This is a genomic window from Haladaptatus caseinilyticus, from assembly GCF_026248685.1.
Lineage (GTDB): Archaea > Halobacteriota > Halobacteria > Halobacteriales > Haladaptataceae > Haladaptatus > Haladaptatus caseinilyticus.
On the sequence record NZ_CP111040.1, the window covers coordinates 369,580 to 386,642 of the forward strand.

Sequence of the window (17,063 nt, forward strand, 5' to 3'; positions counted from 1 at the left end):
GGCCGACCGTGATTGTGAATGACAATCACTTATACACCTTAATCGATGTCAACTCGTAATAGCGCATTAATGAATATTATCATTATAAATCATAACATTTATTTATCCATCTCCGGTTGTCTCGGATGCAATGACCCGAAAACTCGTACATGCAGCACGCGGACCGCAGCGCTATCGAACTACCAACCGACCATCACCGCCCCGGATACGACTCATATGACAAACCGACGCCGATACGACCCGATCGAAGAGGAAGCGCCCATCGTTCCGATAGTCACCCACCCATCCGACCGTCGGCCGAACGAACAGGACTCACGCGACAGTAGCCGCGAAGCCGTTTCGCTTCGGACGCGACTCGGCCGTATCGAAATCACACTCTTCACCCGCCGAAGTACTCAACAATGATTCCGAACCAGGACGTCACGACGACAGACATCGAGAACCGCGCCGCGAAAGAGTTTCGGGATAAGCTCGAAACGCAGGATTACGTGTTCGCACCCGGCCTGTACCATGCACTGGACGCCCGTCTCGCCGAGATGGCTGGCCTCGATGCCGCCTACATGAGTGGTTACTCGACGGTGCTCGGCCAGTTCGGGTTCCCTGATCTCGAGATGGTGACGATGACCGAAATGGTCGAAAACGCGAAACGTATCGTCGAAGCCACCAACCTACCAGTCGTCGCGGACTGTGATACAGGATACGGCGGAATCCACAACGTGCGGCGTGCCGTTCGTGAATACGAGAAGAGCGGCGTCGCCGCCATTCACATCGAGGATCAGACGACGCCGAAGCGTTGTGGCCATATAGCCGGTAAACAGATCGTGTCGCGCGAGAAGGCTCGCGCGCGATTCGAAGCTGCGGTCGATGCCAAACAGTCCGAGGACACCGTCATTATCGCCCGTACCGACGCGTACGGGTCGTCCAATGGGGACTGGGAGGAGCACTTAGAACGGGGGCGTATCTACGCTGATGCGGGTGTCGATATCGTCTGGCCTGAGATGCCCGACCCGAGTCGGGAGGACGCTATCGAGTACGCAGAGACGATCCATGAGACGCATCCCGACCTGAAACTCGCGTTCAACTACTCCTCGTCGTTCGCCTGGTCCGAGGAGGAAGACCCGCTCACGTTCCAGGAACTGGGCGACCTCGGTTACAAGTACATATTCATCACGCTGTTCGCCCTGCACTCCGGCGCTCACAGCGTCTACGAGGACTTCGAGAAATTGGCTCAGAGCGACGAAGAAGGGCAGTTCGACCTTGAGGAGCGGTACCTCGAGCACCCGACCGAGTCACACCACGAACTCTCCTTCGTGAGCCGATATCAGGACATCGAGACGCAGTTCGACCCGGAAGCCCGAGAACGCATCGCCGAGTCCGAGGGCTACTCGGAAGACGAGGCCAACCCCATCACGTCCGAACAGGGGGACGATTGAGATGAGCACGCAGCGGGAGCACGACCGTTCATTCGTGCGAACGTTTTTCACATCACCGACGGCAGTGAAAGGGGAAAACGATTCCGCCAAAATGATCCGGAGTGCAGCCCAGTTACGCGGAATGCGAGCTCCGGACGTTTGGGTACCGGACAACGAGGATGCGACGGCCCCGTCGATGCGCGACGAAGGAGCGGAGAACATCGTCGAAGTGGTCGCCGAACACGGAGCGGCATTCCCCGGTGAGATTCATCCTCGAATCGTCTGGCACCGGGACTCCCCTGGCACTCGATATCGTGGATTCCAACACATCCTGGAAATCTCGGACCCCGAGAAGGGGGCCATCGAGCACATCGACGGATTCGTCGTTCCGGAAGTCGGCGGCATCGACGATTGGAAGAAGGCCGACGAGTTCATCACCATCGTCGAAAACGAGCATGGTCTCGAGGAAGGAAGTATCGCCATGTCGGTGATCATCGAGAGTGCGGCCGCGGAGCTGGCGATGGGTGACCTCCGTGAGGAGATGGGGAAACCCGACAACAACCTCGAACGCCTGTTCCTGCTTGTCGATGGTGAGGTCGATTACACCAAGGATATGCGCGCGATCACACCTACGGGCGGGTTGCCGCCGTGGGAGGAACTACGTCACAACACCTCTCGCGGTGCGAGCGCCGCTGGCCTCATCGCAATCGATGGCCCGTACGACGATATTCGGGATACGGAGGGATACAACGAACGCATGACTGACAACCGAGCCAAAGGAATGATTGGCATTTGGTCGTTGACCCCGGGTCAGGTCGTCGAGGCGAACACTGCACCGCTCCCACCAGTGACCGGTAGTTGGCTCATCAATGCTGCCGGGGAAGACGTCGAACTCGACTCGGAGGGCAGCACCCAGTTCTACGAGGGCGACCGAATCGAACTGGAATCGACCGACAATGGATACGTCCTCCATATCGGTAGCGACAAGCGCGAACTCGACGAAGACGAACTTCGCGAGGAACTGCTGAACATGACGGAGTACGTCCCGAGCATGGACGACATCGTCGATTCGATGGAGGAGTTCGAAGCGGCCAAGGAGTCGGGCAAAGGCGCAATCTCGATGACGCAGACGGCGACTATCGTTATCGACAGTCTCGAGATCGAAATCGAGAAGGATAGGATGTGGGACGAAGCCACCTACCAAGCGGCGATGACGCCGATCAGCCTGTTCCAGGACGTGTACGAGAATCGTCCGGACCAGCACGACGATTTGGCCGAGCTGTACGGCGAGGAAGTCGTCGAACGTGCGATGAAGGTCGGAGAATGACGTAGGGACGCATCGGCGACTGAGTGCGTCGCCAAGCCGCGATGTCCACTCGACCGAATCGTCACCGTATGGCTCGACCACTGCTCATGAACGGACGTCCTCGACGATATCATATTAACGCATGAGGGGGCGTCGGTCGAGCCCTTCTCGTCGGCGTGACGGCTGTCTTTCTTTCGCACATGGGGGCTAACCATGAGAGTACTTTGAGAGATATTTCTACGGAGGGATCGAAGCGCAGATGATGCCGTGATGGAAATGATTAATAGTGATAGTAACGTTGCTGAGATCGAACTCCATGTACAAGATCGAGTGCGATAATTGCGGGCGAATCGGTTTCCATCCGTCACGAGTCGGTGCTGAATCACGTGCGGAATCGCACATCAACGAAACGAGGCACGCGTGTACGGTCGAAGCGATGTAGCGTACAGAGGACAGTTCGTTACGTTTCCGTGGTAATCCGACACGCCGCTTATTTCGACGGTGTTGACGTTTCCTGGCTTGTACCCCGTACAAGCGTCGCCTCAGTCCATGATCGGTATCGCTCCGCTTCAGAAGTCGCCAAGCGACGTTTGATTACGTTTGAGTGATCGGGCGTCGTACCCGAGTTCAGCTGTGAGATACGATGCGAACTCGTCCGTCGATCCATGCGTGGTATAAACCTTCCCCGGATCGACCGCGGTAACGAGGTCAACGAGTTCGGTGAAGTCACAGTGATCGGACAGAACGAATGTCTCGTCGTACTCTCCTCGGTATTTGAAGCCCGAATCGGTCGCCCATCCCGAAAACCCCGCTTTGACAGCGTTCCGGTTCTCGACGAGATGGTCTACGAACGAGAGCTTCGTGGTTTGTGTCGGTAGCACAAGGGTGTCGTCCGCTCCGAGTTCGACATCGTTCCCGTAGAGTCGTGCCCCAAAACTCGTTCCAAGCGAATCCTCGATGGGTGCGTTTATCCTTTCGATCGCCTCGGTGACGAACAATCGGTCTCGATTTGATTTCCCAACGAGATGCTGGAGCTCCTGTGCACGCCCGAGCGTGTATCCGAACAACAGAGCGGGACGAGTCGTGTCGTTCAGCCAGTCGATTATCGACCGTTCGAGAACATCCTGGGGTGGGAACCTGTATTCGGGTTCTCCGTACGTCGTTTCGACGATGAGCACGTCGATATCGGCGTCGAGACTCGATGGATCGAACCCGGAGAGATAGAACCGGCTACGCGTCGAAATATCGCCGGTATAGAGGTATGTCACATCGTTCCCATAAACAAGCGTCGCCCGAGAACCCGGGATATGTCCGGCGGGAACTTGTGTGATTCGAGGGGATGACGTACGCGGGACCGTTCCTTTGTCGGGGCGACGGAGTTCGGCTAACTGTGCCGTGAGTTCCGAGCATATCACCTCGTCCGGAAGCGACTGATAGAGGTGGTCTCCGTGGGCGTGGCTGAGAACGTTGATATCGCCGTCGGGGGATCGAGCGTCAGCGACGACAGTTTCGCCGCTTGATAGTTCTATTTCGATCCCGTCTCGAAGTCGAACCGACCCAGGAAGCTTCACGGTACTGCAGTGGTGCCGATAGCAGGTCAACCCTCCGGCACGATTTCGTTCCGTGTCTCAGATACCCTCCCGATATCGTCAATATGGAGGTTTCTGTCCATCACCGTGAAAATCACGACGGCGAGGAGTGTCGTCACCGGACCCGATTCAGCGCTGGTCGTCAAATAGCGAGTGAACCCGTTCGAGGGAATCGGCTTCCTCGGGGCTTAAGTCGTCCCGGAATCGAACGAACCTCGGGAAACGGAGGGCCATGTTCGAGTCGTAGGTCGGCGACCGCTGAATCTCTTCGTACTCGACTTCGATGACAACCTCCGGTACCAACTCGACTGCACGACCGTCGGTGGCCGTGATATTGGGTTCGAGCCGCTCCGTGAGTTCTGCCAGCTCTGCATCTGTATACCCGGTAGCCAACCGTCCGACTTCCCGAAACGACTCCGTGTCTTCGTCCCGACAGGCGAGAAACAACCGCCCGAGTTCGTTACTCCGGCGACCCTCGCTGTATTTGGCCCGTGTGACGACGAGGTCCAGAGGCTCCATCGTCGGTTTGAGTTTCATCATGTGGCCGACACGTGAACCGGGTTGATATGGTACTGCAAGGTTCTTTAGCATGAGTCCCTCGTGTCCAGCGTCCAATGCTTCCCGATAGAACGACCGAATGCCGTTTTCGTCGAGATTGCTGCGGCCTTCCGCACGTTCGAGCGTCCATTTTTTCGGTGCGATTCGTTGTTCGAGTTCTCGAAGTCGATATCGAAGCGGTTCTTCGAGCAACGATTCTCCCTCCAAGAAAAGGAGGTCGAAGAGGTAGACGACGACCGGAATCTCTCGCGAGATTTGCTCAATGTCGTTTTTTCGTTTGATACGTTGAGAGAGCTGCTGAAAAGGGACCAAATCATGTGTTTTCGGCTCGTAGGCGACGATTTCGCCTTCGACGAGCCCGTGATCGATATCGACGTGCTCGGAGACGGCCGAAACGACGTCGGGAAACTGAGTAGTTACATCTTCAAGACGGCGGGTGAACACCCCTACGTCGTCGCCTCGAACGTGTATCTGGACGCGCATTCCGTCATATTTGTACTCCGCGTACACGTCGTTCGGATCGGATGCCACGTCCGCGAGTCCGTCTGCTATCGTCTCTGCCTTCGTTGCGAGCATCACTCGAATCGGGCGGAACAGTTCGATATCGATATCCGAAAGCCCGGCCAGTCCCGAATCCCGAGCCGTATCGGCGACGATCCGGTAATCGTTCGTTAGTTGGTAGGCACGCTCGACGGCATCGCGTCCGGTATCCGTGTCATTGAGAAATGCGTCGACAATAGCATCTCGGATCGTTCCATCCCCGACGCCGATACGCATTGCCCCGACAACTGTCCGGACGAGGTACCGTGCTTCGTCAGGACTGGCGTTCGAGACGAGTCGTGCGACGGTATCGACCTTCCGCTGTCGGCTTCCCGTTCCCTCGTACGCGGCAATTTCCCGCAGGTCGTCGTGGACCGTCCGAACGTCGAGGGTCGTCGAAAAGAGCGTCCGTTGTCGCTGGTTTTCGACCGCGATGGCGGCAGCATCGCCGAGGTCACCGGATTCTCGCCACCAGTCTTCAATTTCGGTTTCGGAGACGCCTGTCGCCTTCGATATCGCTTCTCGCGTGAGTTGTGACGACATCCCTAGCTCGTCGGGGCGCCACTCGGCAAACACGTGGCCACGAACCAACTTCACAAGGATTGCTAGCAAATCATCGTCAGCATCGGCAAAAAGGCGGGCGATGATCCCCGTCTTTTCGAGCGTTGACGACGTCTCCTCGATATGTTGGTACGTGTCCACGAGCAGCGCGTAGTCCATCCGTCTATCGTACGTCTCAAAGCTGAATAAGACTGATGCCTCCGTCGTTGTGTCCCTCAATGGGGCATATTATCGTCGAGTAGACTTACATCCTCAACTACTGACGAAACAGAGCTCAATCAACCAGACTCCACTGTACGTTGCAGTCGTCGTTCTTCACCAGGGAGACTTGACACCGAAAAGCGGGTTGCAGCGCGTCGATCTCTACGAGTACGGAGGAAACTGAACAGTCCTGGTTCGTTGTGTGAGCAAATGAGCGGTGGGTGGTGTGGAGAGCTACGATTCGGGTACCCACACCGCTGCTGCTGTTAACGACGACACAGTCCCTCTCGGGACGTAAAATACTACTCGAAACAACGTTCTAAATCTATTGATCTGACAGCTGGAACTGTCTCGCTGCTGTAAGCGAAATCCCCTGAATACGTATAGAGGTACGAGCAAAGGATGGAACCGGTCGTCCTTCGGTTGCGTCCGCAACTGGGCGACTACCGCCGACCGTTCTTCCACGAACCGCCCCGGTCACGCTGACCGGTCGGTGCACCATCCGGGAGGTCGTGTCCTGGTGGATGAATAATATACGCGATTCCGCCCGTTCCTGACGTGCGCTGCCAGACGTTTTCGAACGCGTCTCGCGGATAGACGAGTCGAACGTCCTCGTTCGTCGGTGCGACCGGATCGTTCGCGACGACATCCCCGTTTTCAGTGAAGCCAACGATCACCATGAGATGCCCATTTGTTCCATACCCTGCACCAGGCAGTTCTTCCTCCTCGAACGACTGCGAGGTAATTACGGGAATACCGGCTTTGATATACTGCTCTAACTCGTTCAGGGAGTGGAGCCGAGTCACATAGCCTTCGAGTCCAAACCGTCCGGCATATGCGATGTTGAACGGCCAATTTCCGGCACCGTCGTATCCGTAGTCGAAGGTACCACGGGCGGCAAAATCGACCTGTGGGTCCTGATACGCAGGATCGACCCAACTCATCTGCTCTTCGGTCGGCCCGCGTCCCCAATAGGAGATGACCATGGCAGTGGACGTGGGGCTACACCAAGCCTCGCCGCCGCCGTCCCACTGTGGGTATTCCCCGAGATGGATCGATTGTGAATATTCGGGTACATCGAGCGTAATTCCCGCCGCACCACCGAGAGGGCTCGCACTAACTTGGTCCTGGTCGGGCAGACGGGACGTCATCGCACTTAACGAGCGCAATACTGGTGCGTGGTCCCTCTCAGGTAGTCGATACAACGTCGTCCGAAGTTGATATGAGCGCAGTGCAGTGCCGTCTGCGGCTTTGAACGTATCGACGGCAATTCTGCCGTATTCGTCTCCCTGGTTGAACACGGACGTTCGGTGGATGTCTTCGTCAGTCGTCGCCCAGCGCCCCATAACATACCAGCCAGTACGCTCGCCGCTGGTGGTCGTGCCCCGCATCTCCACTTCCATCCACGTCCCTTGTGGAATGTCCGCAGTCCACGACGCAATCAACTGTTTTGCCCCGAAATTCACCGAACGTGTTGGTGATGTCCAGCGGCTGTATTCCCATCTTTTGGTACCATGACCGTATGGATCAGTATACTCCCGATGTCCGATTGGATATGCGATCGTAAGGGATCTAGCCCGGTCTGCAGGACGCGTACCCTCAAATCGACCCATGCCAAAATCGCGCGGCGAAGTCCACCGATCGACGTGGATAAACTCCTCTTTTTCAGCCTCATTGCTAGCACTAGCGACAGGTATGCTACCGATGGTTCCGGCGACACCCAGTGTCTTCAGTACGCCTCGTCGGGAAACCAGCCGAGTAGCTTCGTTGTGACAATCTTTACCGTACTCCATAGGCAACTATCAATCCTATTTCTATTATAATTAACTATATTTTGAATATATTAGACACTTAGCATAGAGAACGATAGGGGGTGGCATGCATCGTCAACGTTTCCGAGGCTGGCTCTGTTCGCCGAGGAATCCCGGCTCTGGAAGTCTGCGTGTGGCGGCAAAAAACGCTGAATTCACATACTACATCCACAGCACCAACACGATACGATAGGGTGATAAACTCTTTACTGGATTATAAGGCATCGCAGACGACGTCTGTGTAGCGGCGAACGTCTAACAGATCGGTTCGATAGGCCAGATCTACATGACCGACCGCGACATTCACTCCTATCGGGATACATGGCACGCGAACGAAGACTAGTTCGTCGATTGGTGGCTTGAGGCCGCCGGTCGCGGCGTCGTCTTCGGAACATCCAGGGTGAGCGGTTCTCCACCACTGATTCGTACACGGATGAATAGATTGACCACGCACTCAAAGCCGCTGAAGGGGCCTTCGAGCGGAGAATCATCCGTATGAAGAGTGAACACCATTTCGGATTTTGCAACTTTCATGGATCTGTTATCCCCGTGAATGATCGTTCATATTCTCGATAACTGATTGCCAACATCATTTAGCACTCAGCGGTCGTAGGATGGCCAGGGGGAATAACAATGCAACAGACACGACGGAGCGTTCTCAAAGCCCTCGGGCTTGGCGGGGGTTCAGTTCTCAGCGGCGTCGCTGTCGCCCAAACAGGGAATACAGCCCGCGTCCGGGGTATCTATGCGATTCCGGGAGGGCCGAACGTGGACGTCTTCGTCGATGAGACGCAGGTCATCGAAAACATCGCGTATAAACAGGTAAGCCCATACTTCGACTTTGCTGCGGGGCGACACACTGTTCGAGTGGTGCCAGTCGGGCAAGATCAAGATTCGGGCGGATTTCAACGACGAACTGCTCTCAAACCGAATACGGACTATACCGTTGCAGTTGCCGGGACTCTACAGAACCCAACAGCTGAGGTTTTCACTGATGACAATACGACTCCATCAAACGACCGGGTTCGGCTTCGCGTCGTGCATCTTTCACCGGATGCCCCACCAGTAAACATCACGACTGGCGAACAGTCGCTCGTCAGGGATCTTACGTTCGGTGAAGCTAGTGAGTATCGGAGCGTTCAGGCGGGATCATATCAATTCACAGTAACTCCCACCGGACAGTCGAATCCCGTCGGAACGTTTTCGGTCTCGCTCACCGGCGGAACAGTCGTGACGGTATTCGCCGTGGGTTTACTCCAGTCCACCAACCAAACGGAAGCATTCGATCTCGTCAGCACCGTCGATGCCCGCCGCTGACGCTTTAAGTGAATCATCCGAAGCTACGATTCGCCGAATCCATCGGGCAACAAGAGACAAGAGCAAACAGCGCTTCAGGAATCCCATGAGTGAGGAAAGCGAATCGGTTAAACTCAAACGAGTTTCTGAAGCGAAAACGGAGTCCGCGACGTTCATCGAAGGACTGCCAGGCAACGGCTTAGTTGCTGCAATTACAGTCGATCAAATGGTCCGACAGCTGAATCTCACTCACTTCGGGTCGCTTCAATCAGACCAATTCCCTCGAGTGACATCGTTCAAAGACGGTCGCATTCACGATCCTATTCGACTACATAGTGGTTCCGAGCCACCAGTGATCACACTACAAAGTGACATGATTCTGCCACCGTCAAACTTTCTCGAACTCGGGAACTGCTTGCAAACGGAGTTGGCCACTGAAGTGGACCGTGGGCTCTTCATCGTTGGAGCACCAGCAGAATCAGAGGACGAAATCGGGCAAATACAGGGAATGGCGTCGACAGATGGTCTTCAAGCGGAACTGCGTGGTGCGAATATCCCGCTTGCTGATGGGTCGGGGCTTGTTGGTGGAGTGACCGGAGCGCTCGCAAAAGGATTTTACGAGGGAGGGATCCCAACAGCGGTTCTCATTGTGAAAACGAATCCCTTTTTCCCAGATCCGACGGCTGCACAATCCCTGATTGAAAACGCTATCGAGCCGATGGTTGACTTCGATATCGAAACGACCGAACTGGAACAGCAGGCAGACGCTATCGAGGATGAGCTAGAGCAAATCGCAGATCATTATCAACAGATCGTACAGGAGCAACAGGATACAGCACAGTCACCGATGCCAAACATGTACCAGTAGCGTGGCTGATGAAGCGTTGCGACCAGCTATCTCAAATCAGCGAACAGCTATGCCAGTTGCCCTCGTCAAACTCCATACGATGTCCCCCTCTTCCCCCAACCATGTCGATGATACACCGCCAGGGTGGACGACCGAAGCGAAAAGCGATGACATTCATTCGTGGGTCGGTCCCGCAGAGCGGCTTCTCTGTTCCCGCGAAGGAAACGATACGTGGGTGACGTACTCGCAGCCACGCAGCGAACTTGGAGCACCGACACAAGTGCAATTAACGGACGGGCCCGTGGAACTCGATCAAGCACTCTCGGTGGCGTTCGAGTATATGGAACGAAACAGTGACACGGAGTAGTGCGATGCTATTCCCGTCGCTTCAGTCATTCTGAGAGCGCACGTTCGATACCACTCCGAATCCGGGTCGCGTCCGGTAGATAGTCATCTTCGCGAGCGAACAGCGGATACGGTACATCGTAGCCAGTAACTCGCTGAACGGGTGCTTCAAGGTAATAGAGGGCTTGTTCGTTGATACGAGCGACGATTTCAGCAGCCATTCCTGCGGTCTGAGGGGCCTCATGGACGACAACACAGCGACCGGTCTTCCGGACGGAGTTCAGAACCGCCGCAGTGTCGAACGGGACGATACTCCGTGGGTCGATTATCTCCATACTCGCGTCAATCTCATCGGCAACATCGACCACTTGATGACGCATTGCCCCCCACGCCACGACAGTTACGTCAGTGCCCTCCCTGACTATATCTGCTTCACCAAGTGGAACAATATACTCGCCTTCAGGAACATCCCTTCGAATTGCTCGGTACAGGCGGGTCGGTTCGAAGAAAACAACCGGGTCGGAGTCACGGAGGGATGCTGTGAGTAACCCTTTCGCATCGGCGGGAGTCGAGGGTACAACGATCTTCAGGCCGGGTATTTGTGCATAGCCTGCCTCGAAGCTCTCGGAGTGATGTTCGAGTGCTCGGATGCCGCCACCATACGGCGCACGGATCGTCATCGGACAGTTATATTCCCCACGGGTTCGACTGCGGAGTCGGGAGACGTGCTGTTGGATTTGATGAAACGCCTGCGCCATGAATCCTGAGAACTCGATTTCCGGAACGGGCGTAAATCCGTACGCACCGAGACCGACACCGAGTCCAATGATGCCTGCTTCGGCAACAGGAGTGTCGTATACACGATTCGGATACTCGTCGATCAACCCGTCCGTTGCACGGAACACACCACCATCGACACCGACGTCCTCCCCATAAACCACGATGGAATCGTCTCGTGCCATCTCGTCGAAGAGCGTGGTTCGGATGGCTTCCACCAGTCGTTGTTTAGTGGTCATCGGCTTCACCTCGAAATGCAGCACGCTGTCGTTCGAGTTCGGGTGTCAGTGTCGCAAAAGTGTACTCGAACATGTCTTCTGGGTCGATCGTTTCGAGTCCTTCATTCGCCTGCTCTATCTCCCCGGCGAGGTCGGTTTCGATAGTTTCCTCAATTTCGACAATGCGGTCGTCGTCCAGTATCTCACGCTCGCGGAGGTACGTCTCGAATCGGGCAATCGGGTCCCGTGTTGCCCACTCTTCTTCTTCCGTCTCTTTTCGGTAGACAGACGGGTCGTCGGCGGTGGTGTGAACGGATCGCCGGTAGGTTATCGCTTCGATGAAGACGGGGTTTCCATCACGAGCGCTCTTTAGTGCGTCTTGAACGACGGAGTATGTTCCAAGGACATCGTTTCCGTCCACTTGTACGCCCTCGATACCGGCCGCAATCGCCTTTTGCGCCAATGTTTGGGCCCGCGTTTGGTTCGCTCGAGGCACGGAGATTGCGTACTGGTTGTTCTGGCACAGAAAGACGGTATGCGACCGAAATACGCCGCCGAGATTGCACGCTTCGTAGACATCGCCTTCGGACGTTGCTCCGTCACCGAAGTAAGCGAGTGTCGCGGCATCCTCTCCCGCTATTTCCTGTGCCCACCCGAGTCCCGCTGCATGCAGTGCCTGTGAGCCGACAGGAACAGACGGGGCCATTGTATGGTTCGCTCGCGGAACCGCTGCACCCTCTTCCATCCCCATCGCATACCAGAGCAACATGTGTGGTGGTGTGTCCCGTGTGAGATATGCAGGCTGCTCCCGAAACGATGGCACCATCCAATCCGCTTCGGTTAGTGCTGCCGCGCTTCCAACCTGTGCGGCCTCTTGTCCGATCGCTGGAGCATAGGTGCCAAGTTCACCCCTACGTTGTAATGCGATAGCGCGCTCGTCGAGACGCCGAGAGAATTTCATTGCACGGTACATCTCGAGGAGGCGTTCCGTTGGGATATCGGGCTCGAGGTCAGCGTCCACTACGCCATCCGGGGCTACTACCTGGACGTAATCGATCGTGAATTCGATGGCTTGCTCACGAGGCATAGGAATTGAACTGTATGCTAGCCAACTACTTAGATGGGAGTTTGATGACGATACTAGTGTTGCTAGTGGTTTTTCTGGATGGTATTTGGCTTGGGTCACTTGTTGCTGATTCACCGATTGACCCTACAGAACCGAAGGAGCTGGTGACATCGCTCTTGTCCAAGGTGATACAGTCGTGACGGTTGGGGGGACAGGCATAGCGAACGTGCCGGTTCCGGGAAATGGTAGAGTAACGGTGTACCGCAAACCGACTTCGATCCTTCTTCCGACGAATGGAGATATATCGCACCCACCCACTCGAATCGGTGGTGTCACCGTCCAAGTACGTAATCGATAGACAAATAATAGGTAATAGATATGGCTAAATGATCGTAGCCAGTGCCGATACAGTCATATATAGAATTAATAAATCAATACAATTTATTGTACTAATTCAAATAGAAAAGCATTTATCAGGGCGAAGATACGATCTTTATAACGGATAACATACAGAGAATAAAAATGCCAGTTAGCCACGAATTGATCCCCGTTAGCACTCTTGTAGCCCGCCCTACCCCGCTTTTCGAACTTGTGAACACTATCGGAACACAGGTCTTCGAATACAAATGGTCCTTTCCAGTTATTGGATTGATTGTTGGGACGGTGTTACTCGCGCGGAATAGAACGGAAGACATCGGTTTGATGTCGATTTTCTCTCCTACACTAGACGAGAACGGAGGGAAAGAGGATTCTACACTGGAACAAGAGGACCTTCAACAAGACTATGATGACCGACAACAGATTTCTGAACTCATCACCGATGACGTCCGAATCCTCCAACTTCTCGTCGCAAATGACAAAAAATGGGTCAGGGAGAGATCATCGACGCGACCGGTTGGTCGAAGTCAAAAGTGAGCCGTGTACTTTCGATGATGGAAGAAGAAGGGTTGATCGAAAAGACCCAAATCGGACGGAAGAACACCGTCACCATCGGAGGAAGGGAGCTTCAACAGACGATACAAACGGATAGTCAGCTCATCGAAAACCGGATTCGATAGGCAACATTCACCAGCATATCGAGCTTGACGTCCGACTCGTCCGAAAGACCGCTATGTTCATCAGCCCCCATATAATATCAACAATAATTATATATTAAAACACAATTATTCATATTTCTATAAAAAACTAAAAGAAGTAAAAGCGTGAAAATTGCTCGATGTCATTGCGCAGACAACGCCAATATTATAGATATCTTCCGGACGGTTCATTTACGTATATAATCCCCGGGATATTCGCCGTCATCGGATTTTGGTTGTACTGGGCTATCGTACGAGGGATCGTATTTGCGTTCGGGTATCTGTTTGCAATCGGTCTTATGGCATCTCTACTCCTGTTACTTCGAGAGTAGGCCGAATGACCTTCAGCATCTCCGTCCGAAGATAGAACGCTAAAGCTGCCTGCTACATCGGACAAACGGCCGTCTCGGAATGATGTCGAACTCCTGCGTGTGCCTTCGTTGCGTTCGGCGATCGTTTTCACCCGTCGCTGCCCACCCGATTTTTCTCGCCTCGGTACGTGGGATTGCCCATGCCAACCGACCTGCTGTTACCACACGTTACAAATCTCGACCATACTGATCTCGGTATCCGCGCTGAGGTACTCGGCTACGATGGCCTTTGGCTCGGGGAACTGTGGGGCACGAGTTCCGTCGTTCAGCTCACGGATATTGCAGTACACACCGACTCCATCGAACTTGGTACTGCAATCGTCAATGTCTTCTCACGGACTCCCGCCGTATTGGCGATGACAGCTGCTACGCTCAATCAAGTCTCCGATGGCAGATTCCGACTTGGCGTCGGGACATCGACGAAGAAGGCTATCGAGGATCTCCACGGTATGGACTGGGACGACCCCAATCCAGTTCGACGGGCTCACGAGACTATCGAGCTTATTTCGGCATTCCTCAGCGATGAGAGCCCCGTCAATTACGATGGGGATATCTTCACTGTCCACGATTTTCCTTCGTTGGACACCGATGTTCCCATCTACCATGCTGCGCTTGGAAAGGCAAATAGGCGTGTCGTCGCCCGGCTCTGTGATGGCTGGATTCCCCACAACATCCCATTCCCGAAACTCGAGGAAAACTTCGCGTACATCGTTGATCAAGCGGAACGCAACACCACTATTGATGTCGCACCCTACGTCCCTGCGGCTGTTAGCGACGATGTCGAAACAGCCAAAGATGCGATCCGAGGCCATATTGCCTACTACGTCGGCAACGGTCGGGGGTACGAACGAGCGGTAGCCCAGCAGTTTCCGCATATTGCTCCAGCAGTCGCCACGGCGTGGCGGGATGGTGACCGTAGGACGGCCGCTGAGACCGTCACCGACGAAATGGTCGAAGCGCTTGGGGTTGCGGGCACACCGGAAGAAGCCCGCAAACAGTTCCAGGCTATCGCCGACATCGACTGTGTCACCCGGCCGATGGTGACTATTCCGAGCACCGCTGATGAGGAGATGACCAAGCGAACCATCGAAGAGCTAGCGCCGTCCAGCTACTGAGTATCACGTTCGTAGTCGTTCAAACCACTGACGGACGAGTCGTGATTTCGCAAACTCTATGTCCGTCATCTTACGTGATAGTGGTAGAAATTCGACTCACGGTACGCTGCCGTCGGGCGTTCGACTCGTATCTCATACTGGGTCGAAATCATTCGTCATCCACAGGTTGGTTATACTGCAGTCGAATGGTTTCGACCTTTTTGACTGCAAACAGATTACCGGTCTCTCGTTCAGCAGCGAGAATCCCCTTCAGATGAAACCAGGGACGAAACGTACCCTTTATGTATTCGATGGAGGCTACACCGTCTTGGATTTCAAAGGCCACAACGATATCGTCGATCGAGTAGCGGACTAGGAAGACGTCGGTGGCCACTTCTTCGATACCTATTTTGACCGGCTTTAGACTAGGATCCATGGCTTAGATAAGATAATAAAAAGCATTTATTTTACGACTTTGAAATTGTATTCCGATATTTATTTCTCTCCGTTACTGTGAAATGAACCATCTTCCCTTTATCAGATTCCTCAACACGGTATGGCACATACTTGCGTCATGACACCAACGGTTGGCTAGTTCCACTTCCCGCAAACACTCGTGTGCTCTTTGTGATTTACTTTTTCATCATTCTTTTGAACTATATAGAATACGACGCCTGGTTGGCCAACGTACCTGCTTCATGTAATGAACGGCGAGAACACAGAGCCATTGTCCGAGAAACAACAACAGTAGGAGGTCGAGCGGCACTCCGAATTGAGTTATCAAGTGGACTGTTGCCATGCTCGACAGTATAATACCGATTACGAACCATGCAAACGTCTTTATTATTTTACCGGAGATGAATTCAGCGATGCGATCCGTTCTTGAACGGACGAGTGAGTCCTCCCACTCCTCCTGGTTGGATTGTTGTATCAACATCCCCTACTTGGCATTTGGTAGCATGCCATATGAAACCTGCTAAAGTATCAACGATCAAGGCTCGGCTTATAGTTCTCGAACACTTATATTGTCCGCTTAGAAGCGATTCAGACTGTACCATACTGATAATTTCATCCGTTCTGTTTCCGTATATGCCTAAACATCACGATATCAGTGTTGAGGGCAGTATCCAGCACGAAAAAAACGGACAGTTCTGTCGGTAGCCATCGGGAAAACGCGTGGATTGGACACACTGAATAGTTTTACCGAATAGTATTATTCTCTAGTATTATTATTGTTATTTGGTGCGTAGAGGGTGTATCAGTCACCCATGGCTTGTCCACTCATTCATCGGATCGTCTAACGACGGCGAGCCATGCTTCGACGCTATCGTCGTTCGAAGGGGAGATCCCCTCCTGGTCGGCGTTGACTTCGAACTGAGTCGGTTCGATCGTCTCTACCATCCATCCGTCGGCAAACGCCGCTCGGAGTTCGTGTTCGCTGATTCGCCGTGGTCCCCAGTCCCCCGGCTCTCGGTCGCTGAAACAGAGGACGACGACATGCCCGTTTGGCGCCACAGCGGTGCTCAACGATGCGACGTAGCTACGTCGGTCCTCGTCATCGAAAACGTGAAACAAGCCACAGTCGAGGGCAGTACCGAACTGCTCGTTGAGGTCGTCGAGCGACAACGCGTCTTGGACCTCGAAACGCACGTGTTCCGCCCCATCGTGCGCTTTCGACTTCGCCCGTGCTTTTTCGATTGCTCGGGAGGACGCATCAACTCCGAGCACTGAGTATCCCCGGTCGGCGAGGTAGAGCGCGTTCTCACCCGTTCCGCAACCGATGTCGAGAAACGGCCCCTCGAACGACTGTGATTCGAATACCGAGCGAACTGCTGACTGCGGCCGACCGATATCCCACGGTGGCGTGCCGGTGTATGCCTCGTCGAATCCATCCTCGGGAGAACTCATGGAAAAACCCATGGGACGGCACAACTATAGTCTTCTAGGCCGGTAATTCTCCTCACTGGCTACGATTGCGATTGGTCTCCATCTTGA

15 protein-coding genes are annotated in these 17,063 nt (G+C 54.3%); 8 read left to right on the top strand and 7 right to left on the bottom strand.

Annotation, left to right across the window (positions count from 1 at the left end; translation table 11 throughout):
* Nucleotides 1-216 precede the first annotated feature (216 nt).
* The 3 genes from OOF89_RS18900 to aceB are packed head-to-tail and all read left to right on the top strand — an operon-like array spanning nt 217 to nt 2,739.
* Nucleotides 217-405 carry a hypothetical protein gene (locus tag OOF89_RS18900; RefSeq protein WP_266080981.1) on the top strand — a complete coding sequence of 63 codons (189 nt, stop codon included), beginning with the start codon at nt 217-219 and terminating at the stop codon, nt 403-405.
* A complete protein-coding gene (gene aceA, locus OOF89_RS18905) occupies nt 402-1,433 on the top strand; it encodes an isocitrate lyase (protein ID WP_266080982.1) in 1,032 nt (343 codons plus the stop codon). The genes OOF89_RS18900 and aceA overlap by 4 nt, the downstream gene beginning before the upstream one ends.
* A 1-nt stretch (nt 1,434) precedes the next feature.
* On the top strand, nt 1,435-2,739 hold the full coding sequence (gene aceB / locus OOF89_RS18910) for a malate synthase AceB (protein ID WP_266080983.1): 1,305 nt from the start codon (nt 1,435-1,437) through the stop codon (nt 2,737-2,739).
* A gap of 548 nt (nt 2,740-3,287) precedes the next feature.
* Here the strand turns inward: aceB and OOF89_RS18915 are convergent.
* The 3 genes from OOF89_RS18915 to OOF89_RS18925 all read right to left on the bottom strand — a co-directional run bounded on the left by OOF89_RS18915 (nt 3,288) and on the right by OOF89_RS18925 (nt 7,633).
* Nucleotides 3,288-4,289, bottom strand: a complete 1,002-nt coding sequence (locus OOF89_RS18915; RefSeq protein WP_266080985.1) for an MBL fold metallo-hydrolase RNA specificity domain-containing protein — start codon at nt 4,287-4,289, stop codon at nt 3,288-3,290.
* A gap of 147 nt (nt 4,290-4,436) precedes the next feature.
* Nucleotides 4,437-6,125, bottom strand: coding sequence for an ATP-dependent DNA ligase (locus tag OOF89_RS18920; RefSeq protein ID WP_266080987.1), 1,689 nt, complete (start codon nt 6,123-6,125; stop codon nt 4,437-4,439).
* A gap of 485 nt (nt 6,126-6,610) precedes the next feature.
* A complete protein-coding gene (locus tag OOF89_RS18925; protein ID WP_266080989.1) occupies nt 6,611-7,633 on the bottom strand; it encodes a peptidase C39 family protein in 1,023 nt (340 codons plus the stop codon).
* Between the two features lie 978 nt (nt 7,634-8,611).
* On the opposite strand from OOF89_RS18925, the gene OOF89_RS18930 reads away from it, so the two are divergent.
* From OOF89_RS18930 to OOF89_RS18940, 3 genes are all read left to right on the top strand, one after another.
* Nucleotides 8,612-9,295, top strand: a complete 684-nt coding sequence (locus tag OOF89_RS18930) for a DUF4397 domain-containing protein (RefSeq protein ID WP_266080991.1) — start codon at nt 8,612-8,614, stop codon at nt 9,293-9,295.
* An 85-nt stretch (nt 9,296-9,380) separates the two neighbouring features.
* Entirely contained in the window at nt 9,381-10,142 is a 762-nt protein-coding gene (locus tag OOF89_RS18935; RefSeq protein ID WP_266080992.1) for a proteasome assembly chaperone family protein, read from the top strand.
* Between the two features lie 49 nt (nt 10,143-10,191).
* Nucleotides 10,192-10,488 (top strand): hypothetical protein, encoded by a 297-nt coding sequence (locus tag OOF89_RS18940; protein WP_266080994.1) that lies wholly within the window; start codon nt 10,192-10,194, stop codon nt 10,486-10,488.
* Nucleotides 10,489-10,513: 25 nt separating this feature from the next.
* Here the strand turns inward: OOF89_RS18940 and OOF89_RS18945 are convergent, their stop codons facing one another.
* Both OOF89_RS18945 and pdhA read right to left on the bottom strand, forming a co-directional pair.
* Nucleotides 10,514-11,482 (bottom strand): alpha-ketoacid dehydrogenase subunit beta, encoded by a 969-nt coding sequence (locus OOF89_RS18945; protein ID WP_266080996.1) that lies wholly within the window; start codon nt 11,480-11,482, stop codon nt 10,514-10,516.
* On the bottom strand, nt 11,472-12,548 hold the full coding sequence (gene pdhA / locus OOF89_RS18950; RefSeq protein WP_266080998.1) for a pyruvate dehydrogenase (acetyl-transferring) E1 component subunit alpha: 1,077 nt from the start codon (nt 12,546-12,548) through the stop codon (nt 11,472-11,474). The genes OOF89_RS18945 and pdhA overlap by 11 nt, the downstream gene beginning before the upstream one ends.
* Before the next feature lie 842 nt (nt 12,549-13,390).
* On the opposite strand from pdhA, the gene OOF89_RS18955 reads away from it, so the two are divergent.
* Together OOF89_RS18955 and OOF89_RS18960 are read left to right on the top strand one after the other, a co-directional pair.
* Nucleotides 13,391-13,585: a helix-turn-helix transcriptional regulator gene (locus tag OOF89_RS18955; protein WP_266081000.1), complete on the top strand. Its 195-nt coding sequence runs from the start codon at nt 13,391-13,393 to the stop codon at nt 13,583-13,585.
* 529 nt (nt 13,586-14,114) lie between these two features.
* Nucleotides 14,115-15,089, top strand: a complete 975-nt coding sequence (locus OOF89_RS18960) for an LLM class flavin-dependent oxidoreductase (RefSeq protein WP_266081002.1) — start codon at nt 14,115-14,117, stop codon at nt 15,087-15,089.
* A 148-nt stretch (nt 15,090-15,237) separates the two neighbouring features.
* Here OOF89_RS18960 and OOF89_RS18965 read toward each other — a convergent pair whose 3' ends face one another.
* Entirely contained in the window at nt 15,238-15,504 is a 267-nt protein-coding gene (locus OOF89_RS18965) for a hypothetical protein (protein ID WP_266081004.1), read from the bottom strand.
* An 845-nt stretch (nt 15,505-16,349) separates the two neighbouring features.
* Nucleotides 16,350-16,976: a class I SAM-dependent methyltransferase gene (locus OOF89_RS18970; protein WP_266081005.1), complete on the bottom strand. Its 627-nt coding sequence runs from the start codon at nt 16,974-16,976 to the stop codon at nt 16,350-16,352.
* Nucleotides 16,977-17,063 lie beyond the last annotated feature (87 nt).